Source organism: Micromonospora chalcea (genome assembly GCF_028768405.1).
GTDB classification, from domain to species: domain Bacteria; phylum Actinomycetota; class Actinomycetes; order Mycobacteriales; family Micromonosporaceae; genus Micromonospora; species Micromonospora chalcea.
Genome location: NZ_CP118233.1, coordinates 6,457,525 through 6,484,212 on the forward strand (window position 1 = coordinate 6,457,525; position 26,688 = coordinate 6,484,212).

The 26,688-nt window shown below is 73.9% G+C and carries 21 protein-coding genes; 11 read left to right on the top strand and 10 right to left on the bottom strand.

From position 1 onward, the window contains the following. Position 1 precedes the first annotated feature (1 nt). On the top strand, positions 2-2,548 hold the full coding sequence (locus tag PVK74_RS29310; RefSeq protein WP_274477668.1) for a malectin domain-containing carbohydrate-binding protein: 2,547 nt from the start codon (positions 2-4) through the stop codon (positions 2,546-2,548). A 248-nt stretch (positions 2,549-2,796) separates the two neighbouring features. Beyond that, positions 2,797-3,183, top strand: coding sequence for a VOC family protein (locus tag PVK74_RS29315; RefSeq protein WP_043325653.1), 387 nt, complete (start codon positions 2,797-2,799; stop codon positions 3,181-3,183). 56 nt (positions 3,184-3,239) lie between these two features. Here PVK74_RS29315 and PVK74_RS29320 read toward each other — a convergent pair whose 3' ends face one another. From PVK74_RS29320 to PVK74_RS29335, 4 genes are all read right to left on the bottom strand, one after another. After that, the gene (locus PVK74_RS29320; RefSeq protein WP_064447155.1) at positions 3,240-4,022 is read right to left on the bottom strand and encodes a hypothetical protein; all 783 of its coding nucleotides are present in this window, start codon (positions 4,020-4,022) and stop codon (positions 3,240-3,242) included. Positions 4,023-4,205: 183 nt separating this feature from the next. Beyond that, the gene (locus tag PVK74_RS29325; protein ID WP_274477669.1) at positions 4,206-6,269 is read right to left on the bottom strand and encodes a 3-hydroxyacyl-CoA dehydrogenase NAD-binding domain-containing protein; all 2,064 of its coding nucleotides are present in this window, start codon (positions 6,267-6,269) and stop codon (positions 4,206-4,208) included. Beyond that, entirely contained in the window at positions 6,266-7,462 is a 1,197-nt protein-coding gene (locus PVK74_RS29330) for a thiolase family protein (protein ID WP_064447157.1), read from the bottom strand. The genes PVK74_RS29325 and PVK74_RS29330 overlap by 4 nt, the downstream gene beginning before the upstream one ends. A 101-nt stretch (positions 7,463-7,563) precedes the next feature. Next, positions 7,564-8,886, bottom strand: a complete 1,323-nt coding sequence (locus PVK74_RS29335; protein ID WP_064447158.1) for a ribonuclease D — start codon at positions 8,884-8,886, stop codon at positions 7,564-7,566. 234 nt (positions 8,887-9,120) lie between these two features. Here PVK74_RS29335 and PVK74_RS29340 point away from each other — a divergent pair, with 234 nt between their 5' ends. Beyond that, a complete protein-coding gene (locus PVK74_RS29340) occupies positions 9,121-10,752 on the top strand; it encodes a S1C family serine protease (RefSeq protein ID WP_140946381.1) in 1,632 nt (543 codons plus the stop codon). A gap of 93 nt (positions 10,753-10,845) precedes the next feature. Then, entirely contained in the window at positions 10,846-11,634 is a 789-nt protein-coding gene (locus tag PVK74_RS29345; protein WP_274477670.1) for a hypothetical protein, read from the top strand. Between the two features lie 64 nt (positions 11,635-11,698). On the opposite strand, the gene PVK74_RS29350 is transcribed toward PVK74_RS29345, so the two are convergent. After that, the gene (locus PVK74_RS29350; RefSeq protein ID WP_043325643.1) at positions 11,699-12,268 is read right to left on the bottom strand and encodes a DUF3000 domain-containing protein; all 570 of its coding nucleotides are present in this window, start codon (positions 12,266-12,268) and stop codon (positions 11,699-11,701) included. A gap of 172 nt (positions 12,269-12,440) precedes the next feature. Between PVK74_RS29350 and hemE the strand changes: the two genes are divergently transcribed. From hemE to hemQ, 3 genes are read left to right on the top strand one after another with little or no spacing between them, the layout of a single operon-like run. Then, on the top strand, positions 12,441-13,532 hold the full coding sequence (gene hemE, locus PVK74_RS29355; protein ID WP_187693712.1) for a uroporphyrinogen decarboxylase: 1,092 nt from the start codon (positions 12,441-12,443) through the stop codon (positions 13,530-13,532). A 9-nt stretch (positions 13,533-13,541) separates the two neighbouring features. After that, positions 13,542-14,951 (top strand): protoporphyrinogen oxidase, encoded by a 1,410-nt coding sequence (gene hemG / locus PVK74_RS29360; protein ID WP_274477671.1) that lies wholly within the window; start codon positions 13,542-13,544, stop codon positions 14,949-14,951. Next, positions 14,948-15,649: a hydrogen peroxide-dependent heme synthase gene (gene hemQ, locus PVK74_RS29365; RefSeq protein ID WP_043325639.1), complete on the top strand. Its 702-nt coding sequence runs from the start codon at positions 14,948-14,950 to the stop codon at positions 15,647-15,649. The genes hemG and hemQ overlap by 4 nt, the downstream gene beginning before the upstream one ends. 96 nt (positions 15,650-15,745) lie before the next feature. On the opposite strand, the gene PVK74_RS29370 is transcribed toward hemQ, so the two are convergent. From PVK74_RS29370 to PVK74_RS29380, 3 genes are all read right to left on the bottom strand, one after another. After that, entirely contained in the window at positions 15,746-16,864 is a 1,119-nt protein-coding gene (locus PVK74_RS29370) for a lytic polysaccharide monooxygenase auxiliary activity family 9 protein (protein WP_113971730.1), read from the bottom strand. Positions 16,865-16,970: 106 nt separating this feature from the next. Beyond that, a complete protein-coding gene (locus tag PVK74_RS29375) occupies positions 16,971-17,414 on the bottom strand; it encodes a GNAT family N-acetyltransferase (protein WP_274477673.1) in 444 nt (147 codons plus the stop codon). Between the two features lie 66 nt (positions 17,415-17,480). Beyond that, positions 17,481-17,741, bottom strand: a complete 261-nt coding sequence (locus PVK74_RS29380) for a hypothetical protein (protein WP_030503017.1) — start codon at positions 17,739-17,741, stop codon at positions 17,481-17,483. Positions 17,742-17,896: 155 nt separating this feature from the next. On the opposite strand from PVK74_RS29380, the gene PVK74_RS29385 reads away from it, so the two are divergent. Next, a complete protein-coding gene (locus PVK74_RS29385) occupies positions 17,897-18,172 on the top strand; it encodes an isoamylase early set domain-containing protein (RefSeq protein ID WP_043325634.1) in 276 nt (91 codons plus the stop codon). Between the two features lie 8 nt (positions 18,173-18,180). Here PVK74_RS29385 and msrB read toward each other — a convergent pair whose 3' ends face one another. Next, a complete protein-coding gene (msrB, locus tag PVK74_RS29390) occupies positions 18,181-18,591 on the bottom strand; it encodes a peptide-methionine (R)-S-oxide reductase MsrB (RefSeq protein ID WP_030503019.1) in 411 nt (136 codons plus the stop codon). A gap of 47 nt (positions 18,592-18,638) precedes the next feature. Between msrB and ligD the strand changes: the two genes are divergently transcribed. Continuing rightward, positions 18,639-19,664, top strand: a complete 1,026-nt coding sequence (ligD, locus tag PVK74_RS29395; RefSeq protein ID WP_166455453.1) for a non-homologous end-joining DNA ligase — start codon at positions 18,639-18,641, stop codon at positions 19,662-19,664. Between the two features lie 18 nt (positions 19,665-19,682). Here the strand turns inward: ligD and PVK74_RS29400 are convergent, their stop codons facing one another. Continuing rightward, positions 19,683-20,528, bottom strand: a complete 846-nt coding sequence (locus tag PVK74_RS29400; protein ID WP_274477674.1) for a type IV toxin-antitoxin system AbiEi family antitoxin domain-containing protein — start codon at positions 20,526-20,528, stop codon at positions 19,683-19,685. Between the two features lie 248 nt (positions 20,529-20,776). Between PVK74_RS29400 and PVK74_RS29405 the strand changes: the two genes are divergently transcribed. Further along, entirely contained in the window at positions 20,777-23,962 is a 3,186-nt protein-coding gene (locus PVK74_RS29405; protein ID WP_274477675.1) for an FtsX-like permease family protein, read from the top strand. Then, complete coding sequence (locus PVK74_RS29410) at positions 23,959-26,688, top strand: FtsX-like permease family protein (protein WP_274477676.1); 2,730 nt, start codon at positions 23,959-23,961, stop codon at positions 26,686-26,688. The genes PVK74_RS29405 and PVK74_RS29410 overlap by 4 nt, the downstream gene beginning before the upstream one ends.

Below are 26,688 nucleotides of genomic sequence, written 5' to 3' on the forward strand. Positions count from 1 at the left end.
CGTGACCCACCTCTCGGCCCCGCGCCGCCGCCGTCTTCTCGCGGTCCTCACCGCCGGCGCCCTCACCGTCGTCGGCCTCTCTCCGGCCACGCCCGCGGCCGCCGCCGCGCCCGGCCACGACAAAGTGGTCCACACCGTCCCCTCCACGGCCTCGCCCGACGTCCAGGACGGCTCGGTCGACGCGATCCACGACGCCGGTACGAAGATCATCGCGGGCGGCTCCTTCACCCGTGTGCAGAACCGCAACTCCGACGTCGACATCCCCCGCGACTACCTGCTCGCGTTCGACAAGGCCACCGGCGCGGTGGACACCGCGTTCGCGCCCACGCTCGACAACGAGGTGACAGCGGTCACGGGCGGGCCCACGGCGAACACGGTCTTCGTCGCCGGCAAGTTCAACACCGTCAACGGCGTGACCCGGCGCAAGGTGGCCCTGCTCGACGTCAACACCGGGGCGGTCGTCACCAGCTTCGCGCCGCCCGCGTTCAACGGGCTCATCAAGGACATCGCGCTGGTCGGCAACCGGCTGCTGGTCGGCGGCATCTTCACCACGGCCGGCAACCCCAACCCGCGCGGCGGACTCGCGTCGCTCAACGCCACCACCGGCGCCGTGGACAGCTACCTCACCACCACGCTGACCGAGAACCACAACTGGGACGGGGTCAGCGGCGCCAAGGCCGGCGTCGGCGCGGAGAAGCTCGCCGTCTCCCCGGACGGCACGCAGCTCGTCGTCATCGGCAACTTCAAGAAGGCCGACGGGGTGCTGCACGACCAGATCGTCAAGATCGACCTGGGTGCCACCGCCGCCACCGTCGCGGACTGGAACACGGCCCGCTACACGCCGCGCTGCAAGTGGCAGTCCTTCGACTCGTACGTCCGTGACGTCGCGTTCTCCCCGGACAACAGCTACTTCGTGGTGGTCACCACCGGCGCGCCGTACAGCGGAACGCTCTGCGACACCGCGGCCCGCTGGGAGGCCGGCGCGACCGGCTCCGCTCTCCAGCCGACCTGGGTCGACTACAGCGGCGGCGACACGTTCCTGTCCGTCGGCATCAGCGAAGAGGCGGTCTACGTCGGCGGCCACCTCCGCTGGCTCAACAACACCACCGGCACCGACAACGCCCGGGCCGGCGCGGTCGGCCGGGCCAGCATCGCCGCGCTCGACCCGGCCAACGGCCTGCCGCTGTCCTGGAACCCCGGCCGCCACCCGCGCGGCATCGGCGCCTCCGAGATGCTGGTCACGCCGACCGGGCTCTGGGTCGGCGGCGACACGCTGTGGATCGGCAACTTCCAGTACCGCCGGGAGCGGATCGCGTTCTTCCCGCTGGCCGGCGGGACGGCGGTGCACCCCACCACCACGGCCACCCTGCCCGGCAACGTCTACCAGGCGGGCCTGCCGCAGCCGACGAACGTGCTGTACCGGGTGAACGCCGGCGGCTCGTCCGTCGCCGCCACCGACGGCGGGCCGGACTGGGCGGCCGACACCAGCTCCAGCCCCAGCCCGTACCACAACACCGGCAGCAGCGTCTCCAGCTACACCACCGCCGCGAGCCTGGACTCGACGGTGCCGGCCGGCACCCCGGTCGAGCTCTACAACCACGAGCGGTACGACCCGTCCGGCGGTGCGGAGATGACCTGGCAGTTCCCGGTGCCCAACGGCACCGAGGTGCACGTGCGGCTCTACATGGCCAACCGGTACGCGGGCACCGCCAACGCCGGCACGCGGATCTTCGACGTGGCGCTGGAGGGTGCTGTCGTCCTCGACGACCTCGACCTGTCCGCCACCGCCGGGCACAACGTGGGCACCATGCGGGAGTTCACGGTGGTCAGCGACGGCTCGATCGACGTGGAGTTCCGCCACGTGCGGGAGAACCCGCTGGTGAACGCCGTCGAGATCGTCAAGACCGGGCCCCCGCCCGCCCCGGCCAGCTCGCCGGTGCAGGTGCGCTCGTACGACGGGCAGAGCACGGTCGGCGCGCCGGACCCGGTGACCGACCCGAACGGCACCGTCTGGGCGGGCGCGCGCAACGCGTTCTGGGTCGGCGGGACGGTGTTCTACGGCGCCAACGGCGCGCTGTGGCGGCGTACGTTCAACGGCACCACGTTCGGCACGCCGGAACTGGTGGACCCGTACCACGACCCGTACTGGGACAACGTGATCACCAACTCCGGGCCGACCGGGCAGACGTACGTCGGCGCGACCACCGGCTTCTACGCCGAGATCCCGAACGTGACCGGCATGTTCTTCTCCGGCGGGCGGCTCTACTACACGCTCAACGGGCAGAACGGACTGTTCTGGCGCTGGTTCACCCCGGACAGCGGCGTCGTCGGCGCCGACCGGTTCACGGTGTCCGGGGCGAGCGGGTTCGCCGACGCGGGCGCGGTCTTCGTCTCCGGCGGCACGCTCTACAAGGTCAACCGCAACACCGGTGACCTGGCCGCCACCGACTGGGTGAACGGCGTGCCGGCCGCGACGTTCACCGTGCGCAGCGGCCCGGCGGTCGACGGCGTCGACTGGCGCGCGAAGGCGGTGTTCGTCGGCCCGTAAGGAAGGGCACCTTCTTAACGCCTCCGGTAGAGGAAGGGCCCCTTGTTAACACGCAGCTGTTAACAAGGGGCCCTTCCTTGCGGCGGGGCGGGGTTGCCGGCGCCGGAGGGCGGTGGAATGATCAACCGGTCAGCCCGATGAGGTGGAAGGGGGTGTGGTCGATGTCTTTCGTGAACCGTCCCGCGCCCCGCGTTCCCCGCTGACGTTCCCACTCCGCCGGGGCGCGTACCCCACAGGAGGAAGCACCGATGAGTGCACAGTTCCATTGCGTGACAGTCGAGTCCGACGACCCGTACACCCTCGCCGGATGGTGGGCCCGGGTGCTCGACCGCCGGCTCGCCGACGACGACCACCCGGACGACCCGGAGGCGGTCCTCGCCGCGCCCGCCGGCGACGGCCCCGACCTGTTGTTCGTCCGGGTGGGCGAGCGGCACGGCAAGGGCGCGTTCCACATCGACCTGCACGCGGCCGAGGGCACCCGCGACGAGGAGGTGGCGCGGCTGCGTGACCTCGGCGCCACGCTGGTGGCCGACCGGCGCCGGCCGGACGGCAGCGGCTGGGTGGTGCTGGCCGACCCCGAGGGCAACGAGTTCTGCGTCTGCCGGAGCCCTGCCGAACGGGCCGAGTCCGCCTGATCCGGAAACGACACCGGGCCCCCGCCGTCGCGGCGGGGGCCCGGTGCGTAGCGGTGTCAGCCCTGCTTCTCGATCTCGCCGCGCATCGTGACGAACTCCTTCTGGAGCTCGGCCGCGGACTTGAAGTAGACGACCACCATGCCGAGGCTGCCCCGGTCGGCCCAGATGCAGACGGCCACCTGCTCACCCGAGGCCTTGCCGTCGGAGCACTTGGCGTCGCCGCCAAGCGGGCCCGGGTCGACCGTCTTGAAGTCCTTGGTGGCCAGGTCCGGCGTGACCGCCGTGGCGGCGTCGTCCAGTTCCTTCTTCGGGTCGGCCATGACGCCGGACACGGCGACGATCATGACCAGGTCTTTCTTCTCCGGGTTGCCGTAGAAGGCGCCGGCCGTGCTCGTCGCGTCCGGCACGTCCTTGCTGAGCGAGGCCTTCATCTGCGTCGCGGCGTTCTGCAGCTGCGGGTCGGTGACCTTCGGCCGGCCGCCGAGCGTCTGCGGCTCGACCACCCGGGTCTTGGTGGCGGTGACCACCTCGCCGACGGTGTCCTTGGTGACGAGCCAGGTGACGATGCCGCCACCGACGCAGAGCACCAGGACCACCGCGAGGACGATCAGCAGGATCTTGCCGACGCCGGACTTCTTCGGCGGGACCGGCGCGCCGAACTGGTTGCCGTACTGGGGCTGCTGCGGGATCTGCGGGTAGTCAGCGCCGTACTGGGGCTGCTGCGGAGCCTGCGGGTAGCCACCGCCGTACTGCGGCTGCTGGGGCGGCTGGAAGCCGCCGGGCTGGTGCTGGGGCGGCGGGTAGTGGCCGGGGTAGGGATTGGACGGCGGCTGGGACATGTAGGCAGCTCCTGTGAGAAAACTGAAGGCGTGATCGTAGCCAGGAGCACCGACATGCCGCTGTCCGTGGAAGGCCGGTGGGACGAAACCGCATCCGACCCGTGACCTGCCCGCGAAACGCCGATCGCGGTGGCCGGGCGTCCGTCTCGGACAGCCCGACCACCGCGATCGATGCGGTATCGGTCAGCGCAGGCTGGCCACGCCGCGCGGCAGGAACCGCTTGCCGGTCACCCGCTCGGAGGTGCCGGTCCGGTCCAGGTACGGCGTCACGCCGCCCAGGTGGAACGGCCAGCCGGCGCCGAGGATCATGCACAGGTCGATGTCCTGCGCCTCGGCGACGACGCCCTCGTCGAGCATGAGCCGGATCTCCTGCGCCAGCGCGTCCAGCGCGTTCTGCCGCACCTGCTCGGCGGTGAGCGGCTCGTCGCCGACCACCAGCAGCTTCGCCACCTCGTCGTTGATCTGGTCGTCGACCACGATCGGCTGGCCCGAGTCGGCGATCCGCTTGAGGTTCTCGCTGACGCCGAACCGGTCCGGGAACGCCTCGTGCAGGGTGCCGCCGACGTGGTACGCCACGGCCGGCCCGACGAGCTGCAGCAGCGCCAGCGGACGCATCGGCAGGCCCAGCGGGTCCAGCGCGCTGTTCGCCACGTCCAGCGGGGTGCCCTGGTCGACGGCCGCGAACACGGTGCCGAGGAAGCGGGTCAGCAGCCGGTTCACCACGAACGCCGGGGCGTCCTTGACCAGCACCGACGACTTCTTGAGCTGCTTGCCGACAGCGAACGCGGTGGCCAGCGTGGCGTCGTCGGTCCGCTCGCCGCGGACGATCTCCAGCAGCGGCAGCACCGCGACCGGGTTGAAGAAGTGGAAGCCGACCACCCGCTCCGGGTGCTCCAGGTCGGCGGCCATCTCGGTGATGGACAGCGAGCTGGTGTTGGTGGCGAGCACCGCCTCCGGCTTGACGATCTTCTCCAGCTCGGCCCAGACCTGCTTCTTGACGCCCAGGTCCTCGAACACGGCCTCGATGACGAAGTCGGCGTCGGCGAAGACGGACTTGTCGACCGAGCCGCTGACCAGGCCGTACAGCTTGGCCGCGGTGCCCTTGTCCATCCGGCCCTTGCTGACGGCCTTCTCGATCTGGGTGTGCACGTAGCCGACACCCTTGTCCACCCGCGACTGGTCCAGGTCGGTCATGACGACCGGCACCTGCAGCCGCCGGGCGAACAGCAGCGCGAGCTGGCTGGCCATCAGGCCGGCGCCGACGATGCCGACCTTGGTGACCGGGCGGGCCAGGTCCTTGTCCGGCGCGCCGGCCGGGCGCTTGGCCCGCCGCTGCACCAGGTCGAAGGCGTACAGGCCGCTGCGCAGCTCCTCGGAGAAGACCAGGTCCGCGAGGGCCTCGTCCTCCGCCGCGGTGCCGGTGGCGAAGTCGGCGTCCTTCGCCGTCTCCAGCAGGTCCAGCGCCTTGTACGCGGACGGGACCGCGCCGTGCAGCCGCTGGTCGAGGGTCTGCCGGGCGAAGTAGAGCACGCCCGCCCACATGTCCTTGTCGACCTCGGGACGGGTCACGGCGACCTCGCCCCGGACCACGCCGGCGGCCCACTCCAGCGACCGCTCCAGGAAGTCGGCCGGCTCCAGCAGCACGTCCGCGATGCCCATCTCGGCCGCCTGCTTCGGCTTGAGCATCTTGTTCTGCATCAGCGGGTTCTGGATGATCACCTGGGTGGCGGCCGGGATGCCGATCAGGTTCGGCAGCAGCTGCGTACCGCCCCAGCCGGGGATCAGGCCGAGCGAGACCTCGGGCAGCGCCAGCGCCGCCGCGCCCGCCGACAGCGTCCGGTAGTGGCAGTGCAGCGCCAGCTCCAGGCCGCCGCCCATCGCCGCGCCGTTGACGAACGCGAAGGTGGGGACGGCGCTGTCCTTGAGCCGGGCGAAGACGCGGTGGCCGAGCCGGCCGATCTCCAGCGCCTGCTCGCGGTTCTCCAGGGCGGGCAGGCTGGTGATGTCCGCGCCCACGCAGAAGATGTACGGCTTGCCGGTGACCGCGATGAACGCCGGCTCCGCCGCCAGCGCGGCGGTGATCGCCTCGTCCAGGCTGGTCAGACCGGCCGGGCCGAAGGTGTTCGGCTTGGTGTGGTCGAAGCCGTTGTCCAGCGTGATGAGGGCGGCGGGCCGGTCCAGCCCGGGTACGGCCACCTGGCGCAGCAGCGCCTTGGTGACGACCTCGTTCGGTGCGGCGAGGCTCACTTGTCTCCACCCTCCCAGTGCGGGTTCTCCCAGATCACGGTGCCGCCCATGCCGATGCCGATGCACATGGCGGTGAGGCCGTAGCGGACCTCGGGGTGCTCGGCGAACTGGCGGGCGAGCTGGGTCATCAGCCGGACGCCGGAGGACGCGAGCGGGTGACCGATGGCGATCGCGCCGCCCCACGGGTTGACCCGCGGGTCGTCGTCGGCGATGCCGAAGTGGTCGAGGAAGGCGAGCACCTGCACCGCGAACGCCTCGTTCAGCTCGAACAGTCCGATGTCGTCGATGCTGAGGCCGGCGATGCGCAGCGCCTTCTCGGTCGACGGGATCGGGCCGACGCCCATCACCTCGGGCTCGACGCCGACGAAGCCGAACGACACCAGGCGCATGCCGACCGGCAGGCCCAGCTCACGGGCGGTCTCCTCGGCCACGAGCAGCGCGGCGGTGGCGCCGTCGTTAAGGCCGGCCGCGTTGCCCGCGGTGACCTTGCCGTGCGGCCGGAACGGCGTCTTCAGCCCGGCCAGCTTCTCCATCGAGGTGTCGCGGGGCGCCTCGTCCACGGTGGCCAGGCCCCAGCCCGCCTCCGGGTCGCGCACCGCCACCGGCACCAGGTCGCCCTGGAGCTTGCCGTTGGCGTACGCCTTGGCGGTCTTCTGCTGCGACGCCAGCGCGAACGCGTCGGTGCGCTCCTTGGTGATGTGCGGGACCCGGTCGTGCAGGTTCTCCGCGGTGGAGCCCATCACCAGGGCGGACGGGTCGACGAGCTTCTCCGCGACGATGCGCGGGTTGGGGTCGACGCCCTCACCCATCGGGTGGCGGCCCATGTGCTCGACGCCGCCGGCGATCGCGACGTCGTACGCGCCCATGGCGATGCCGCTGGCCACGGTGGTGACGGCGGTCATCGCGCCGGCGCACATCCGGTCGATGGCGAATCCCGGCACGGTCTTGGGCAGGCCGGCCAGCAGGGCGGCGGTGCGGCCGATGGTCAGGCCCTGGTCACCGATCTGGGTGGTGGCGGCGATCGCCACCTCCTCCACCTTCTCCGGCGGCAGTTGCGGGTTGCGGCGCATCAGCTCGCGGATGCAGCGGATCACCAGATCGTCGGCGCGGGTGTTGGCGTACATCCCACCCGCCTTGCCGAACGGGGTACGGACGCCGTCGACGAAGACGACATCCCGGACTTCACGGGGCACTTGGAGCCTCCCTCGGCACGGGCATTTCCCCGGATGCTACTCGCCAGTAACCAAACGCGGCACCACCCCCCGCGTGGCCCACCTCACACCTGCCACCGACGTTACTGCTGGGGGGTGCGCAGCGCCTCGGTAAGAGCGGGCAGCAGCAGCCCGATCTGCCACTCCCGGGCGCCGAAGGCGCGCAGCGCCTCCGCGACAGTGTCGTCGGTGATCTCCTCCGGCGGCTGCCACGCCAGCCGGCGGATCGAGTCCGGCGCGATCAGGTTCTCCGCCGGCAGCCGGTGCGCCCCGGCGGTGCCGACCACCACCTCCCGGGCCCGGGCCAGCCGCCCGGCCGCCACCGGGTCACGCTCGGCCCAGCGGTGCGGCGGAGGCGGCCCTTCCACCGTCGGGCTCACCGGCAGCGCGTCGTCCGGCAACTGACGCGCGTCGTCGAGCGCCGCCAGCCAGGTACGTGCCAGCCGGCGCACCGAGCGCCCACCGAAACCGGGGAGCGTGAGCAGCGTCTTCTCGTCCTTCGGGTCCAGCTCGGCGGCGGCCACGATAGCCGAGTCGGGCAGCACCCGGCCCGGCGCGGCATCCCGGCGGGCGGCGATCTGGTCCCGCGCGTACCAGAGGGACCGCACCCGGGCCTGGGCGCGCGCGCCGCGTACCCGGTGGATGCCGGACGTGCGCCGCCACGGCTCGGCGCGCACGCGCGGCGGACGAGCGCCGTTGCGCACCAGCGCGTCGAACTCCTCCGCCGCCCAGCCGGACTTGCCCTGCCGCCCCAGCTCCTCGTCCAGCGCGTCGCGCAGGTCCACCAGCAGCTCGACGTCCAGCGCCGCGTACGTCAGCCAGGACTCCGGCAGCGGCCGGCTGGACCAGTCCGCGGCGGAGTGGTGCTTCTCCAGGCTGAACCCGAGCAGCTGTTCGGTCAGCGCGGCCAGGCCGACCCGCTCGAATCCCGCCAGCCGGGCGGCCAGTTCGGTGTCGAACAGCCGGCGCGGGCGCAGGCCCAGCTCGGCCAGGCAGGCGAGGTCCTGGCTGGCCGCGTGCAGCACCCACTCGGTCTCGGCGATCGCCTCGTCGAGGGCGGACAGGTCGGGCAGCGGCAGCGGGTCGATGAGCGCGGTGCCGGCGCCGACGCGGCGCAACTGCACCAGGTAGGCGCGCTGGCTGTAGCGGTAGCCGGAGGCGCGTTCGGCGTCCAGGGCCACCGGGCCGGTGCCGCCCGCGAAACGGGCCACGACCTCGTTCAACTCGGCCGGTGTGGCCACCGGGGCGGGCGTGCCGTCGCGCGGCGCGGTCAGGGGGACGGCCGCGCCCGGCTCGGTCTCGGTCCCCGCGTCCGCCGGCTCCGGCAGGGCCGACGTCGGATCGGCGGAGACCTCTCCCGTACGGCTTTCGGCGGCCCGACGGCGCAGGGGTGGTTCGTCGGTCACCTGACAACCCTAGTAGGCCGGACGATCCGGTGTGCGCAGCCGGTCCGGCGCGTGTCGGCGCGGTGTCCGTCAGGTGTCCGGAACGAACCGGGTTGCGGGGCCGTGAGAGGGTCGGACAGCGGGGGAGACAAAGCCCGTTTCCGCCGGTACGGTCCATCGAGCCGCGAGCGGCGCACAGGGCCGGACGACAGCGGTTGGGGGCGTCGGCGAAGCCGACGGGGAGGACGGTCGAGCATGACAGGCGGGTACGGAACCGGCGACGGCGTGCCGGGGCAGGGCGGTGACCCGACGGCCGATCGGCCGGGCCCGCTGCCGCCACGCTTCGACCCGCCCGGCGGTCCGGCTCCGCTGTCCGGGTCGACCGTGCCCGGGTCGACCGCGGGCGGTGTCGGCGCGTCGTGGAGCGGCGCCGGCACCGGAGGCCACGCGGCGCCGGGCACGGGCTACCCGGCCACGTCGCCGGGCGCGGGCTACCCGACCACGTCGCCGGGCGCGAGCTACCCGGGATCGTCCGGGGGGAGCTACCCGGCGTCCTCGGGCACGAGCTACCCCGCCCCGTCCTCGGGCGCGGGTCATCCGGCGCGGGCGACCGCGCAGCCGTCCGCCGGTTACCCGGGCCGCGCCGACGCGGCCGGGGCGTCGCCGTCGGCCGCCTACTCAGCGTCGTCGGGTGTCGCGACCCCGCCCGCGCCGTCCCAGCCGTCGTTCGGCGCCGCGCCGTCCCAGCCGGGCCCGTCGTCGTTCGGCGGCGCGCCGGCCCAGCCGGGTCAGTCCTCCTACGGCACGCCGTCGGCCCAGCCGGGGCAGTCCTCCTTCGGCTCGGCACCGGCCCAGTCCGCCCCGGCCTACCCGGGCCAGGCGCCCGCCGGGTCACAGTCGTTCCCGGGCCAGGCCTCGTCGCCGTACGCGGACCGGCACTCCGGCGCCCCGTCCGGCTCCGGCTCGTCCTACCCGGGCCGGCCGGTCTCCGCGCCCGCCTATCCGGGCCAGCCGGTGTCCGCGCCGTCCTATCCCGGCCAGCCGGCGGCGTACCCGGGTCAGCAGGTCTCCGGCTTCGGCGCGCCGCTCGGTCCGCCGGAGCGCGCCCCCCGGCGCAGCCGGCTCGCGGTGGTGGCGCTGGCCCTGGCCGCCGTGCTTGCGGTGGTCAGCGGCGTGCAGGCGTACCAGATCTACCGGCTCGACGACCGGCTCGCCGCCGCCGACAAGCGGATGGCCGAGGGGCAGGGCGCGGACGCCAGCCGGCTCGACGGCCTGGAGCAGCGCGCCGGCAGCCTGGAGAAGCAGGCCGGAGCCGCCTTCAACCCGGAGGCGGTGGCCAGCGCGGTGCTGCCGAGCGTGTTCCGGGTGCGGGCCGGGCAGTTCACCGGTACGGCGTTCGCCGTCGGCAAGGCCCCGTCCGGCGGCGGCACCACGCTGCTGACGAACTTCCACGTGGTCGAGTCGGTCTTCACCGCCGGTGAGCGCAAGGTGTTCCTGGAGCGCAAGGACCAGCGGTTCGAGGCGACGATCATCGCCACCGACAAGGACAAGGACCTGGCGCAGTTGCGCACCACCGCCAAGTTCGCCGGTCTGGTCGCGGCCAGCGATCCGGTGCGGTCCGGCCAGCAGATCATCGTGGTCGGCGCGCCGCTCGGGTTGCAGGACAGCGTCACCACGGGCGTGGTCAGCGCGTTCCGCGAAGACGAGCGCGGCGGTGGCCCGGTCATCCAGTTCGACGCGCCGATCAACCCCGGTAACTCCGGCGGCCCGGTGATCAACGGCGCCAAGGAGGTCGTCGGCATCGCCACGGCCAAGGCCCGCAACGCCGAGGGCATCGGGTTGGCGGTGCCGATCAAGACCGCCTGCGACCGGTTCCGCCTCTGCTGACCGGTCGCCCACGCCGGTGTGGGGCGACCGCAGCGCATCGACCCCGGCCCATCGGGCCACCCCGCGGGGGACCAGCTCATCTGGAGGAACGACATGTCCTACCCACCGGCCGGGGGCGACAACCCGCCCCCGGCGCCGGGGGGCACGGTCTACGGCAACGTGTACGGCAGCCGGCCCGCGCCCCAGCAGTACGACCCGAACCAGCCCGCCCCGACCCTGCACCAGCCCACCGCGCCCGACGGCACACCCGGGTACGGCGGATACCAGCCCGCCGCGCCGGGTCAGCCGGGCTACGCGCCGGGCGCCGCTCCGGTGCCCCCGCCGATGTCGGCGCCGCCGGTCTCCGTACCGCCGGTTTCCGGCCCCGGCTACCCGCAGCCGCTGTCGGCCCCACCGGTGTCCGGCCCCGGCTACGGCCCGCCGCCGATGTCCGGGCCGCCCGGCCCCTACGGACCGGCCGGCGCCGCGCCCGCCGGCGGCGGCCGGAGGTGGGCCCCGCTGGTCCTCGGCCTCGTCGCCGCGTTGCTGTTCGTCTTCGGTGGCGTGATGACCTTCCTGTACGTCTCCACGGACGGCGAGCTGGACAAGTCCCAGCGGCTGGTCAGCCAGCGCGACGGCACCATCTCGGCGAACCAGCAGGAGATCGAGAAGCTCAAGGGTGAGCTGAAGACGGTGCAGGAGCGGCTGTCGGACACCCAGCAGGACCTGACCGGCACCAAGAACGACCGGGACGAGCAGGCCCGGCAGAAGAAGGTCATCGCGAGCTGCCTGGACAAGCTGACCACCGCCATCGCCGCCGCGTCGCGTGGCGACCGGGCTGCCTTCGAGGCGGCGAACAAGGGTCTGGACAAGGTCTGCGACGAGGCCGAGAACTATCTCTGACCTGTGCTCGCCCGAGGCCGCCCCGGTTCGCCGGGGCGGCCTTCGCGTATCCGGCCGGGTGTGGTCAGGCGGCGCCGGCGGAACGCCGGGGCAGCGCGGTGACGCCGGGCGGCGGCAGGCCGGCCGTGGAGGCCAGCAGCGTGCACCAGCCGAGCAGGTGCGGCCCCAGGTCGGCGCGCAGCGGCGTCCAGGAGGCGCGGATCTCGATGTCGCCGGCGGCGGGCGGCCCGGCCAGCTCGCCGAACCGGGTGGAGAGCGTCTGGGTGACGGTGCCGCCGATCGCCCGGTGCCCGGCGCCCTGGGCGTCCAGCGCGTCGGTCAGCCAGGTCCAGCCGACGCCCGGCAGCAGCGGGTCGCTGGCCAGGTCGACCTCGAGTTCGGCGGTGACGTACGTGACCAGCCGCAACGTGCCCTGCCACGCCTCGTGCCCGGCCGGGTCGTGCAGCAGGATCAGCCGGCCGGTGGCCACCTCGTCGTCGTCGCGCATCACGGCGGCGGAGAGCGCGAACGCGAACGGGGCCAGCCGCTGGGGCGCGCCGACCTCCTCCAGGATGATCTCCGGGCGGGGTGTCACCGACCGCAGCCCCGCGACCGCGCGAGCGAACGTTTCCGGGAGCGCGATCGGGGGGGCCATGCGGGCAGCCTATGCGCGCCCACCGTACGGCGCGCGACGGCGCGCCGGGTGATCGACGGTTAAGAAGGGGCCCTTCCTCTACCGGAGGCGTTAAGCGGGGGCCCTTCCTTCTACGTCACAAATGCGGACGGTGAGCGCGGGCGCCTGCCGGGGGCGTGGCACGATTGCCGCGATGACCACCGACACCACGGGCACTGCCGCCCGAGACGGAGAACCCCGCCGCGGCGGGCCGGCCGACTCGCCCTTCGTGCGCGCCTGCCGGCGCGAGCCGGGCCCGCACACGCCGGTCTGGTTCATGCGCCAGGCCGGCCGGTCGCTGCCGGAGTACCGCGAGATCCGGGCGAACGTGCCGATGCTGGAGTCCTGCCGCCGGCCGGACCTGGTCACCGAGATCACGCTCCAGCCGGTGCGCCGGCACGGCGTGGACGCGGCGATCCTGTTCAGCGACATCGTGGTGCCGGTCGCCGCGGCTGGCATCGACCTGGACATCGTGCCCGGCACCGGCCCGGTGGTGGCCGAGCCGATCCGTACCGCCGCCGACGTCGAGCGGATCTCCCCGATCGGCCGCGACGAGGTGTCGTACGTGGACGAGGCGGTCCGCCAGCTCGTCGTCGAGCTGGGCGACACCCCGCTGATCGGCTTCGCCGGCGCCCCGTTCACGCTCGCCAGCTACCTGGTCGAGGGCGGGCCGTCGCGTACCCACGCCAAGACCAAGGCGCTGATGTACGGCGACCCGGACCTGTGGCACGCGCTGTGCTCCCGGCTGGCCGAGGTGACGCTGGCGTTCCTCCAGGTGCAGATCGACGCCGGGGTCTCCGCGGTGCAGCTGTTCGACTCGTGGGCCGGCGCGCTCTCCGAGGCCGACTACCGCCGCTTCGTGCTGCCGCACTCGACGTACGTGCTGGGCGGGCTCGCTGACTCCGGCGTGCCGCGGATCCACTTCGGGGTGGGCACCGGCGAGCTGCTCGGCGCGATGGGCGAGGCCGGCGCCGACGTGGTGGGCGTGGACTGGCGTACGCCGCTGGACGTCGCCACCGGCCGGATCGGGCCGGACAAGGCGGTGCAGGGCAACCTCGACCCGACTGTGCTGCTCGCGCCCTGGCCGGTGGTGGAGACCGAGGTGCGGCGCATCGTCGAGCAGGGCCGGGCCGCTCCCGGCCACGTGTTCAACCTCGGCCACGGCGTCCTGCCGGAGACCGACCCCGAGGTGCTGACCCGGGTGGTCGCGCTGGTGCACGAGCTGACCGCGCGACCGGAGCGCTAGGAGGCGACAGTGGTGCGACCGTGGCGGGTGGCGATCGTCGGTGGCGGGATCACCGGGCTGGCCGCCGCCGTCCGGTTTCGCGACCGCGCTCCCGAGGGCACCGAGGTCACCGTGTACGAGCAGTCCGGCCGCCTCGGCGGCAAGCTGTTCACCGGTGAGCTCGCAGGCGGGCCGGTCGAGTTCGGCGCGGAGTCGTTCCTGATGCGCGACCCGGCCGGTGGCGAGTCGGCGGCGGTGACGCTGGCCCGGCGCCTCGGCCTGGCCGAGGCGATCGTGCACCCGACCGTCGGGCAGGCCGCCCTGCTGGTCGACGGCACGTTGCGCCCGGTGCCGGGCGGGACGCTCGTCGGCGTACCCGGGGATCTGGAGAAGGTGGCGGCGGTCGCGCCGCCGGCCGCGGACGCCGACCGCGACGCGGGCCACCCGTTGCTGGCCGACGGTGAGGACACCTCGGTCGGTGAGCTGGTCCGCAAGCGTCTCGGTGACGCGGTGGTGGAGCGGCTGGTCGATCCGATGCTCGGCGGCGTGTACGCCGGGCGGGCCGACGACCTGTCGCTGGTCACCACGATGCCGGCGCTGGCCCGCGCGGCACGCGCCGAGCACACGCTCGTCGGTGCGGTACGCGCCGCGCAGGCCGCCGCGCCGCGCGCGCCCGGCGCCCCGGTCTTCGGCACCCTGGCCGGTGGGCTGAGCACGCTGGTCGAGGCGGCGGCGACGGCGAGCGGCGCGACGATCCGCCGCGGCGCCGCGGTACGCGAGCTGCGCCGCACCCCGTCCGGATGGCGGCTCACCGTCGGGCCGACCCGCGACGCCGAGCACGTCGAGGCCGACGCGGTGCTGCTCGCGGTGCCGGCCCGCCCGGCCGCCCGGCTGCTCGCCGCCGCCGCGCCCGAGGCGGCCGAGACGGTGGGCGCGCTCGACTACGCCAGCGTCGCCCTGATCACCCTGGCGCTGCCCGGCCCGGCCCTGCCGGAGCTGTCCGGTTTCCTGGTGCCGGCCGGTGAGGGGCTGACGATCAAGGCGTCGACGTTCTTCACCACCAAGTGGGGGCACCTGCGGCGGCCGGACGGGCTGGCGCTGGTGCGCGCCTCGGTCGGCCGGTACGGCGACGAGACGTCGCTGCAGCTCACCGACGACGACCTGGCCGACGCGGTGCACCGGGAGCTGTCGGCGGTGCTCGGCGCGCCGCTGCCGACTCCGGTGGCCCGGCACGTGCAGCGGTGGGGTGGCGCGCTGCCCCAGTACACGCCCGGGCACACCGCCCGGGTCACGGCGGTCCGGGCGGCGCTGCGCGCCGCGTACCCGACGCTTGCGGTGGCCGGGGCCGGCTACGACGGCGTCGGCATCCCGGTGTGCGTCCGCTCCGGCGAGACGGCGGCCGAAGAGATCATCACGGCACTGGAAGGATCGGCAGCATGACCGAGCAGACCAACGCGGCGCGGCTGCGGGAGCTCAACGAGACCATCCGTTACACGATGTGGTCGGTGTACCGGGCCACCAGCCCGCTGCCGTCGCTGCGGGAGAACGTCGTCGACGAGGTCGAGTCGCTCTTCACCGAGCTGGCCGGCAAGGACGTCACGGTCCGGGGCACGTACGACGTGGCCGGGCTGCGCGCCGACGCCGACCTGATGATCTGGTGGCACTCGTCGTCCAGCGACGCGCTGCAGGACGCGTATCTGCGGTTCCGCCGCACCACGCTGGGCCGGGCGCTCACCCCGGTCTGGTCGCAGATGGCGCTGCACCGCCCGGCCGAGTTCAACAAGAGCCACATCCCGGCGTTCCTCGCCGACGAGCAGCCGCGCCCCTACCTGTGCGTCTACCCGTTCGTGCGCTCGTACGAGTGGTACCTGCTGCCCGACGCGGAGCGGCGCGAGCTGCTGGCCGAGCACGGCAAGATGGCCCGCGGCTACCCGGACGTACGGGCCAACACGGTGGCGTCGTTCGCGCTCGGCGACTACGAGTGGATGCTCGCGTTCGAGGCCGACGAGCTGCACCGGATCGTGGACCTGATGCGTGACCTGCGCGCCTCCGGCGCCCGGCGGCACGTGCGGGAGGAGATCCCGTTCTACACCGGCCGCCGCCGCTCGGTGGCCGACATCGTCAACTGCCTGGTGTGAAAGGAAGGGCACCTTCTTAACGCCTGCGGTAGAGGAAGGGGCCCCGCTTAACACCCCAGCGGGTGTCGAGCAGGGCCCCGACCGGGAAGACCGGCGTCAGGCGGTCGTCGTACAGGACACGATGCTGGGCACCGGGTTCGTCGCACCGGCCGATCCGGTGAAGCCGAACGAGGTGCTCGCACCCGGCGCGAGTGAGCCGTTGTAGGCGGCGTTTCGTGCCGTCACCAGTGTTCCGCTCGTGGTGACAGTGGCGTTCCACGCCGAGCTGACCTGCTGGCCGTTCTGGTAGTTCCAGCTCACCGACCAGCCGCGGATCGGCGAGCCGCTGTTGTTCGTCACCTTCACGTCGGCCTGGAAGCCGCCGCCCCACGAACCGGTGATCGCGTACGTCGCGGTGCAGCCGCCGGCCGGGTTCGGCGTGGTCGGCGGCGGGCTGGTCGGCGGCGTGCTCGTCGGCGGCGTGCTGGTGGGCGGGGTGCTCGTCGGCGGGGTGCTGGTGGGCGGCGGGGTGGTCGGGCCGGACCCGCCGAAGTCCACGTCACTGCACAGGTAGTAGGACTGGTCCAGGTGGCTGGCCTGCCAGATGGTGTAGACGATGTGCCGGCCGGTGCGGCCCGGCGCGTTCGCCGGGATCTGGATGGACACGCCGTCGACCTCACGCGTCCACTGGCTGGCCGGGGTGTTGCCGATCTGGCCGACCAGTTCCAGGTCGCTCCAGCGCAGCGGCGAGGTGAGCGCGTTGAAACCCTGCTTGGTCACGTACACCCGGATGTAGTCGGCGCCGTGGCTGGCCTGGTCGAAGAACTTGACCCGGAAGTTGTTGGTGACCGGCACGGTCTTCCAGGCGCCGACGGTGTCGAGCGCGTTGTACCGGCCGTTCTGGGTGCGGCCGCCGCTGCACAGCTGCCCGTCCGGGATGGCGCCCTGGTGGTTGCCGGCCACGCCCTCGCGGAACAGGCCGTTCCAGTTCCACATGGCGTTCGGGTCGGCCTGCCACGCCTGCCAGCACATCGGGTCCTGGGTGGCCATGGCCGGGTTCTGGAAGTCACCGCCCCAGCGCTGCCAGCAGCTGTAGGCGCGCGAGGCCGGATCGACCACCGACCCGTGCGCCGAGGCGGGGCCGGAGAACGCGGTGGTGAGCAGCGCCGCGACGACCGCGCAGACGCCGAGGATCGCCGCCGCGAGCGGTAACGGGCGGCGGTACGGAGTGGACATGGAAAGCCTCCGGGATGGGTGTCGGTGCACGACGCCCGGACTGTCGGGAGTTGCCCTCTCCCGCGTGGCGGCTCCGCCCGCACGTTGCCACAAAAAGTGACAAACGTCAATGAGTTGGGTTGCGGCGCATCGGGGTGTGCGGGATGCCGTCCTCGACGTAACCGGGGCCGCTGACCGTGAACCCGCAGCCCTCGTAGAAGCCCACGAGGTGCGTCTGCGCGTCGAGCACGCACGGCCGGTCACCCACCACCGCGAGGGCCTCGGCCATCAGCGCGCCGGCCAGGCCCGCGCCGCGGGCCGCCGGCGCCACCACCACCCGCCCGATCCGCGCCACGCCGCCGAGGTCGGCCAGTATCCGCAGGTACGCGACCACGGCGCCGTCGCTGCTCAGCCACAGGTGGCGGGTGCCGGGTTCGACGTCCCGGCCGTCCAGTTCCGGGTACGGGCAGGACTGCTCGACCACGAACACGTCGATGCGCAACCGGAGCAGGTCGTGGAAGGTGCGGGCGTCCAGGTCGGCGAAACCGGCCAGGTGGGGCTCGACGGGCATCGGCCCAGGTTAGGCGGCGCCCCGAGGTCCGGCCGGGCCGGGTGCGGGACGGCCGGGGCGCGCGCGTCAGGCGGGGCGGGCGCCGACCGCGTCGCGTACCTCGGCGCCCTGCTCGCCCTCGACGGCGCGGGCGCAGTGGGCGCAGCAGAAGAAGCGGCCGGAGACCTCGACGCCGTGGCCGACGATCTTGATCTGGCAGTGCTCGCAGATCGGCGCCATCTTGTGCACCGCGCACTCGAAGCAGTCGAACGTGTGCCGCGACCCGTCGACCGTGCGCACCTCGAACGCCATCCAGTAGTCGTTACCGCAAACCTCGCAGGTTGCCATGCGAAACCCCCCGAAAACGGACCTGTCATCCGAGGGTTGCGCAGACGACACCATCGGGCAACCGGAACCGGCGAACCTGATCCGGCCCTACGGCGAGTCGCTCCCGGCGTGTCGAGCGTTGACTCCGGTGACCGCCGAAAATCCCCGGAGGATCCGTGATCAAGCGCAACAAACTCTTCGGCAACCAGACCCGGGTGACGTTCTCGCTGCCCCGGGACACCCCGCCCGGCACGGTGAGCGTGGTCGGCTGCTTCAACGGCTGGGAGCCCGGCCGGCACGAGCTGGTGCCGCGCCGCGACGGCACCCGTACCGTGACGGTCCGGTTGAAGCCGGGGGAGTACCGCTTCCGTTACCTGGCCACCGGCGGCGTGTGGCTGGACGACGAGGCCGCCGACCGGGTGGACGAGGCCGGCGGCCTGCTGCGGCTGTGACGCCGCCGTCAGCCGGCGCTGGGCTCCAGCCGCACCGAGATCGAGTTGACGCAGTGCCGGGTGTCCTTCGGGGTGAAACCCTCACCCTCGAAGACGTGCCCGAGGTGGCTGTCGCAGCGCGCGCAGCGGATCTCGATCCGGCGCATCCCGAGCGTGTTGTCCGGGATCTCCTTCACCGCACCCGGGATGGCGTCGTCGAAGCTAGGCCACCCGCAGTGCGAGTCGAACTTGTCCTCGCTGCGGAACAGCTCCAGCCCGCAGGCCCGGCAGTGGTAGACGCCGGGGGTCTTGGTGTCGACGTACTCACCGGTCCAGGGCGCCTCGGTGCCGGCCTCGCGGAGCACCCGGAACTCCTCGGGGCTCAGCCGTACGCGCCATTCGTCCTCGGTACGGGGCAGTTCGTTGTCGGAAAGACTCACCCCTTCACGGTACGTCGGCTGTCGGTGGCATCGCATATGGTCGCGTGATGGCGGGCAAGGGCACGGTCGAAGAGATCGAGGTAGCCGGGCACACGGTGCGGCTGAGCAGCCCCGACCGGGTGATCTTCCCCCAGCGGGGCTTCACCAAGGCCGACGTCTTCCGCTACTACCTGGCCGTCGGCGACGGGATCATGCGCGCCCTGCGCGACCGGCCGACCACGCTCCAGCGCTTCCCCGACGGCATCGAGGGGGAGATGTTCTTCCAGAAGCGGGTGCCGCAGCGGGGCGTACCCCCGTGGGTCCGCACCGCGCGGATCGCCTTCCCCAGCGGCCGCCCGGCCGACGAGCTGTGCCCTGCCGACCTGGCGCACGTGGCCTGGGCGGCGCAGATGGGCACCGTCGTGTTCCACCCGTGGCCGGTGCGCGCCGCCGACACCGACCGCCCCGACGAGCTGCGCGTCGACCTCGACCCGCAGCCCGGCACCGACTTCGCCGACGCGGTGACCGCCGCCGGTGAGCTGCGCGGCCTGCTGGACGAGCTGGGCGTGCCCGGCTGGCCGAAGACCTCCGGTGGCCGGGGCGTGCACGTCTACCTGCGCATCCAGCCGCGCTGGACGTTCGTGGAGGTCCGCCGCGCCACCATCGCGCTGGCCCGGGAGCTGGAACGACGCCGCCCCGAGCTGGTCACCACCGCCTGGTGGAAGGAGGAACGGGGCGAACGGGTCTTCGTCGACTTCAACCAGATGGCGCGGGACCGCACCATCGCCTGCGCGTACTCGCTGCGCGCCAACGCGCGCGCCACCGTCTCCACCCCGGTCGACTGGGACGAACTGCCAGAGGTAGACCCGGACGACTTCCACCTGGGCACGGTGCCGGCCCGGTTCGCCGAGCGCGGCGACCCGCACGCCGGCATCGACGACGCCCCGTGGGACATCACGCCCCTGCTGGAGTGGGCCGAGCGGGACGCGGCGGACGGGCTGGGCGACATGCCGTACCCGCCGGAATACCCGAAGATGCCCGGCGAGCCGAAGCGGGTCCAGCCGTCGAAGGACCGCGACCGCCCCCGCCCCTGACGCCCGGGTGACCAGGGCTCAGGCGGGCGCGGTGAGCATGCTCCGGACCGACGCGACGATGTGCCGGGGGCGGCGGTAGAGATCGGTGGCGGTGTAGACCCGCATCCGCCAGCCGTGCTCGGCCAGCCAGTTGAGCCGGGATCGATCGTGGTGCAGCCGGCCGGGATCTAGGTGGGACCGGCCGTCGTACTCCAAGCCGATGCGCCGGTCGCGATAGCCCAGGTCGAGGCGGTAGATCAGGTTTCCGTCCTCGTCGGGAACCCACAGTTGGGGCTCCGGCGGAGGCAGCCCGCCGTCGATCAGCAACAGGCGCAGCTGGCTCTCCTGCCGGCACTCCGGGCGCGGGTCGGCGAGCGCGACGAGTTGCCCGGCCTGTCGTACTCCCCGCAGGCCGGCGTGCCACGCCACTTCGGTGAGCAGGTCCTCGCGGCGGCAGGCGCCGGCACGGAGGCAGAGATCCAGCACAGGCAGCGCGTCCGCCCGCCGGATCACGCGGGCCAGATCCACGGCGCAGCGGGCGGCCGGCGCGCAGGGGATGCCGGCGATCTCCACCGCGTCCGGCACCGGCAGCACCGTCTGATGCGTCGCCACGCCCCGGATTCGCCGCGCGCTCACACCGGGCGGCACGATCACGTGCACCCGGTCGTCGGTCACCGCCCCGAACCGGTGCAGTCGCGCGCCGGTGTGGAACCCCGCGACGGTTCCCGGCGGCAACCGCCGGAACAGGGCGCGCAACCGATTCGTCTCGTCGTCCGCGTACCCGTAGACACCCCGGGACAACCGCACCAGCCGCCCCGCCTCCACCTGGTGCCGTACCGCCGCACGGCTCACCCCACCCGCCAGCAACTCCCCATACCGCCACACCCCCGCACTCTCCCGCCCGCTGCCCTTGGAAAGCCGCCCCTGTGGACAGCCGCCGTCGATCTTGGAGTTGTGGTCGTGCACAAAAGCCGCATCGGCGTCATTCGAGGCACCACAACTCCAAGATCGACGGGGAGAGTGCGCGGTGAGGCGGAGGGACCGATAACGATCATGTAACGGGCGCGAACCTTTTCCGGGGTGTCACTGCTCTCTCTCGGCATCGGCCCGCCGGGGCCAGGAGAGGACGTCGGATGAAGCTGGTGTGGAGGCGGGCGGTAGAGGCCCGTGGGCTGCTGCTCGCCGCCGCTGTCGCGGCACTCGTCGCGGTCGCGTTGGTCACCGGGCTCTCCGACTACAACCGCCGGGCGGTGGACGCGGGCGCCCGGGCGGTGCTCGACGCCGCCCCGGCGGAGGAGCGCAGCCTGCTGATCAGCGGCTCCGGCGGGGCGGACGCCGCCGCGTACGCGGAGCGGGACCGGGCGGTACGGGCACAGTTCGCGAACGGTCTGGGCGGGGCGCCGGTCACGGTGGCCGGAATCCGGTCCGGCACCGGGCGGGAGCTGACCGGTGACGTGGGCGCCGCCCGCACCGACGACGACCCGATGTTCGCCAACCTGGCCACGCTCGACGACCTGCCGGCGCACGCCGAGCTGACCGCCGGGGCGTGGCCGGTGCCCGGCAGCAACCCGCTGCAGGTGACGCTGCCGGAGAAGGTGGCCGCGCAACTGGGCCTGGAGGTCGGCGAGCGGGTGCCGCTGTACGACCGGGGCGCGGAGCGGGCCAGCACGGTGGTGGTGGCCGGCACGTGGCGGCCCCGGGACGCGGCCGAGGCGTACTGGCGGCTCGCCCCGGGGGTGGGGGAGAGTCAGGGCGACGCGGAGGTCACCTCGTACGGGCCGTTCGCGCTCGACCCGGCCGACTTCGCCCGTACCTTCCCCGGCTCGACCTCGGCGGCCTGGCTGGTGGACCCCGACCTGGTGGCCGTCGAGCCGGCCCGGCTGCCGGCCGTGACCACAGCGCTGAACGAGATCACCGAGAAGCTGCCCGAGGCCACCGGCCTGGGCTCCTCGACGCAGCAGGTCAGCCACCTGGACCGGCTGGTGGACCGGCTCGGCCGGGCCGACCTGGTGGGCCGCTCCGCGCTGCTCACCCCGCTGCTGCTGATCGTCGTGCTCGGCGGGTACGCGCTGGTGCTGGTGGCCGCGCTGCTCAACGAGGACCGGCGGGCGCAGACCGCGCTGCTGCGGGCCCGGGGCGCCGCGCGTCGGCAGATCGCCGGATTCGCCGTACGCGAGGCCACGCTCGTGGTGGCGCCGGCGCTGCTGCTGGCCCCGGCGTTGACCGGGCAGGCGGTCCGGTATCTCGGCGCGGACCTGCGGCTGGCCGACGGCGACCTGGCCCGGGTCTGGGTGGTCGCGGTGGGCGCGGCGGTCGGCTGCCTGCTCGCCATGGTGCTGCCGGCGTTGCGCCGGGCCGGCACCTACGTCGCCGACATGGCGGCCCGGTCCCGCCCCTCCCGCAGCGCCGCCGTGCAGCGCGCCAGCGTGGACGTGGTGCTGGTGGCGCTCGCCGTGCTCGCCTGGACCCAGCTGCGGCAGTACTCCTCGCCGCTGGCCGGCGCGAACGGCAGCCTCGGCATCGACCCGCTGCTGGCCGCCGCGCCCACGATCGGCGTGCTGGCCGGCGCGGTGATCGCGCTGCGGCTGCTGCCGCCGACCACCCGGATCGCGGAACGCTTCGTCGACCGCCGGCCGTGGAACGCCACCATGTTCGGCATGTGGCAGGCGGGGCGTCGCCCGCACGCCGGCCCGGTGCTGCTGCTCGCGCTCGCCGTCGGCGGCAGCACGCTCGCGTGGTCGCTCGTCGCCTCCTGGGAACGCTCGCAGCGCGACCAGGCCCAGCACACCGTCGGCACGGACCTGCGGCTGACCGAACGTGACGGCACCGCCCCCGCGGACCGGGCCGCCCAGTTGGCCGCCGCGCCCGGCCTGGACCGGGTGCTGCCCGCCTGGCGTGACGACGTGCGCCTGGGCCGCGAGGCCCGGCCGGCGACAGTGGTGGCCCTGGACGCCGCCGCCGCGAAGGGGATGATCCGGCTCGACGACGCCGACGGCGGGGCGTCCACCGGTGCCCTGCTGGACCGGCTCGCGCGCGGCCGGGGCGCGCCGGTCGGCGGTGTCCTGCCGGCCGGGGCGAAGACGTTCTCCGGCAGCGTCCGCACCCCGGTGGAGAGCATGTACGACCGGCCCCGGGTGGCGGTGACCGCGCTGTTCGCCACCGACGCCGGGGCCACCTGGCGGGTCCGGCTGGCCGAGGCCGACGGCAATGGACGGCCCGTGCGCTTCTCCGTGCCGCTGCCCGACACCGGCGGCGCCCCGCTGCGGCTGGCCGGCTTCGAGGCCGACGGCGGCGATGCCACCGGCAACTCGTACCGGCTGCTGCTCAGCGACATGCGGCTCACCGACGGCGGCGGCGCGGCGCTGCCGTTGCCGGTGGAGGGGGCCTGGCGGGTGATCGACCCGGGCAGCGGGCCACGCCGGGACGCCCGGGCCACCCCCACCGAGGTGGACGCGACGCAGGGCTTCGACGTGCCCGCGGGGCTGTTGCAGTTCGCCCGGGTGCCGTCGTCCCGGTTCGCCGTGGTGCCCATGGCCGAGGACCCGCCGGTGCCGGTGCTGATCACACCGGGGGTCGCCGCCGCGCTGAGCGTGCAGACCGGTGACACCGTCAAGCTGTCGGTCTCCGAGGTGACGATCGAGGCCACGGTGGTCGGCCAGGTCGCCGCGATCCCCGGCACCGCTGGCGACGGCGTCCTGCTGGACCTGCCCACCGCCGGCACCCAGCTGCTGGAGCGCAGCGGAGGCGTACGGCCGGTGGCCGAGTGGTGGCTGCGTACCACGCCGGGTGGGCACGCCGCCGCGACCGAGGCCCTCGCCACTGTCGGCGGCACGGTGCTGCTGGACCGGCAGCGCGTGGCGGAGGAGGCCGCGGGGGACCCGTACTGGCAGGGCGCCCGCACCGGGCTGCTCGCCGCCGCGCTCGGGTCGGTGCTGCTGGCGCTGGTCGGCCTGGCGGTCGACGTGTGGGCCACCACCCGGAGGCGGCTCACCGAACTGGCCGTGTTCAACACGCTCGGCGCGAACACCCGGCTGCTGGCCCGCGCCTACCTCGCCGAGCAGGGTTTCCTGGCCGCGATCGGAGTCGGCGTCGGGCTGCTGGTCGGCGCCCTCGTCGCGGCCACCATGGTGCCGCTGGTGATCCTCACCCCGGCCGCCGGACGGCCGGTGCCCGAGGCGGTCTTCACAGTGCCCTGGGTGCCGATCGGGGCGACCGCCGCCGGGCTGCTGCTCGCCGCGCTCGCCTTCGCCGCCGTCATCACCACCGGCATCCGCCAGCGGGTCGCCGCCGCGCAGCTCCGGATCGGAGGAGAACGATGAGCCTTCCTGGTGCCGCGCGCCGGGTCCGCGCATACGGGGGGCAGTTCCTGCTGCTCGCCGTCCTGACCCTGGTGACCGCGCTGTTGATCACGGGCGTGCCCCGGGTCGCCGACCGGCTGACCGGGCAGGGGCTCACCGAGTACGTGGCCGGTCAGCCGGTGGCCCGCCGGGACCTCACGTACAGCACCGCGCCGGACGTCGTGCCCGCCTCGGAGCAGCCCGTCGCCGCCAGCCGGGGGACCCTGCTCGCGGCGATCGAGGAGAAGATGCCCGCCGAGGTGCGCGACACGATCGGCGAGCGCTGGTTCGCGGCGCAGACCGTCCCGGGGCGACTGCGCGGTCCGACGCTCAGCGACGACAAGGGGCTGATCGACCTGCACCTGCGCGCCGGCACCGGCATCCGGGAGGCGGCCACCCTGGTCGACGGGCGGTGGCCGGAACGCGGCGTCACCCCGGCCGGCGCGATCGAGGTGACGCTCGCCGAGACGATCGCCACCACGCTGGGCGTCGCGGCCGGCGACCGGTTCCGTCTCTCGCTGCTGGACGCCGACAACAACGTGCTCAACTCCCGCCCGGTCGACCTGGTCGGCGTGTGGCGGCCGAACGACCCGGCCGGCGGTGTCTGGGACACGCTGCCGTCGATGCTGAAGCTCAGCCCGCCGGAAGGCGACGGCCAACCGTTCGTGGGCGTCGCGTACACCGCCGACGCGGGTCTGAACTCGATCACCGCCGGGGAATGGCCGGTGGCCTTCGGCTGGCGGTACCGGATCGCACCGGACCGGCTCGAACCGGGCCGCCTTGACGCGCTGATCGCCGGCGTCGACGGGCTGGACCGGGCCCTGCCCACCGAGGTCAAGGTGACCCTCAGCCAGGGCGTGGACATCCCGCTGCGGCGCTTCGCCGACTCGCTCGCCGCCGCGCGTACCCTGCTCGCGGTCATCGCCGCCGGGCTGCTCGCCACGCTGGCCGGGCTGACGCTGCTGGCCGCCCGGCTGGCCGCGAACCGCCGCCGCGCCGAGTTCCACCTGATCCGGGCCCGCGGCGGCTCGACCGGTGACGTGCTGCGCCGCGGTCTGGCCGAGTCGCTGCTGGTGCTGCCGGCCGCGGCCGGGATCGGCTGGCTGCTCGGCGGGTTGCTGCCCGGCGCCGGGTCGCCGTGGCTCTGGGTGCTGATCGCCGGGCTGCTGGCCACGCTGCTGCCGCCACTCGCCGCGCTCGCGGTCGGCCGCCGCGCCGGTGGCCGCTCCGACCTCGGCGGCCGGTCGCCCGCCGTCCGGCTCACCGTCGAGGTGGCGGTGCTCGGGCTCGCCGTGCTCGGCGCGTTCCTGTTGCGCCGCCGCGGGCTCACCGCCGGTTCGGTGGATCCGCTGCTGGTGTCCGTGCCGGTGCTGCTGGCGATCGCGGCGGCGCTGGTGGCGCTGCGCGCGTACCCCTGGCCGTTGCGGCTGCTCAGCCGCGTCGCCGCCCGGGCGCGCGGCAGCGTCGCGTTCCTCGGCGCCGCCCGCGCGGGCCGGGCCGCGAGCACCGGGCCGCTGGTCGTGGTGGTGCTGGCCGTCGCCACCGCCGCGTTCTGCGGCGTGGTGGCGACCGGCATCGAGACCGGCCGGGACACCGCCGCCGCCCAGGCCGTGCCGGGTGACCTGCTGGTACGCGGGGAGCGCTTCGCGCCGGACACCGCCGGCAAACTGGCCGAGCTGCCCGGGGTACGCGCTGTCGCGCCGCTGCTCACAGTGCCGGCCGAGCGGCCGTACGCCGACCGCGCCGGACGCCCCGCCCCGGTCACCGAGCTGCGCGTGGTGCTCGTGGACGGCGAGCGGTTCGCCGAGGTGGCCAGTGCGGCAGGCGTACCGGTGAGCGTGCCCGACCCGGTGCGGGCCCGCGCCGACGGGAGCACGCCGCTGCCGGCGCTGGTGTCCCCGGCGGTCGCCGACGAGCTGGCCGACGCCGGGCTCGCCGACGCCCAGGGGGACCGGCCCGCCTGGCTGGACGTGCAGGGCAACCGGCTGCCGGTGCGCACCGCCGCCACCGTCGACGAGTTCGCGCTCGTCGGCGACGGCGTGGCGCGGTTCGTGGTGCTGCCGTGGCTGGCGTTGCCGGCGGACGCGCCGCATCAGCTCGCGCCCACCGGGTTCGTGCTGGCCGGCGCGGGCGTGGACGCCGCCGAGGTGGACCGGGTCGCGCGTGAGGGGCAGAACCGCTACCTGCGCATCGGCGGGGTCGGCACCGGGGACAAGGCCCGCGCGCCGGAGGTCACCACCCGTTCGGCCGTCCGCGCGGACCTGGGCGGCACCGGCGTGAACGGCCTGCTGGTGTTCGGTTTCGCGCTCGGCGCCGGGGGCGGCGCCGTGCTGGGGCTGCTCGGGCTCGCGCTCGCGGTGCTCGCCGGGGCCCGCTCGCGCGGGCAGGTGCTGTCCCGGCTGCGCACCATGGGCCTGTCCCGCCGGCAGTGGCGCGGCATGCTGATGGTCGAGCTGACCCCGCTGGTGCTGGTGTCGGTGCTCACCGGGGCGGTGGTCGGCGCGTTGCTGCCGTTGCTGCTCACGCCGGTGCTCGGGCTGCCCGCCTTCACCGGCGGCGTGGACGTACGCCCGCAGTTCGAACCCGGCCTGGTCGCCGGGGTGTCGGTCCTGGCCATGCTGGCCCTCGGCTTCGCGATCACCGTGGAGGCCGTGAACAACCGCCGGATGCGCCTCGGCGAGGTGCTGCGGCTCGGAGAGGAGAGCTGA